Genomic DNA, 516 nt, shown 5'->3' on the forward strand with positions numbered 1-516 from the left:
TCCTGCCCGGTACAAATGTGCCAGTTTCATCAATTGCAAATCATCAGAAGGCTTCTGACAAATAACCCTCATTTGCCTGCAAGCATAGAGTTGCTGGCATTGGCAAGGAAGATGTTTACCATCGGAAAAGAGCAGTTCTTAATGGAATTTGGTAAATGGTGTGCCCGGTGGGAGGATTTTCTGAATGAAAGAACGACTCTTATTTCAGGCAAGACCACCTACACACACAGACGACTTAGGACTGCCAAGAGGTCTTTAAAAACACATCTCAAGTGGCTTTTTACATATGAAGAACATACGGAGGTAAACATACCGAATACAACCAATATGTTGGAAGGCTACAACTCACAACTTAAAAGAGCTTTACTGAACCATAACGGATTAAGCGATACCAACAAAAAGAAGTTTATTGATGGATTTCTGAATATAACAAAGTAGGCTGGAAATTACCAGCCTACCATTTGTCCATTACAAACATCTGGAGCTTTTTCAGCCTACCAAATGTCCATTACGCCT

General features: G+C 40.7%; 1 protein-coding gene. It reads left to right on the top strand.

The features are described 5' to 3' along the window. Positions 1–438 (top strand): IS256 family transposase, variant Zn-binding type (locus tag HMPREF1254_RS12250; RefSeq protein ID WP_023057339.1); only part of this gene is annotated, 438 nt, incomplete at its 5' end. Positions 439–516: the final 78 nt, after the last annotated feature.

The sequence above is a fragment of the Prevotella sp. BV3P1 genome (assembly GCF_000479005.1).
Lineage (GTDB): Bacteria > Bacteroidota > Bacteroidia > Bacteroidales > Bacteroidaceae > Prevotella.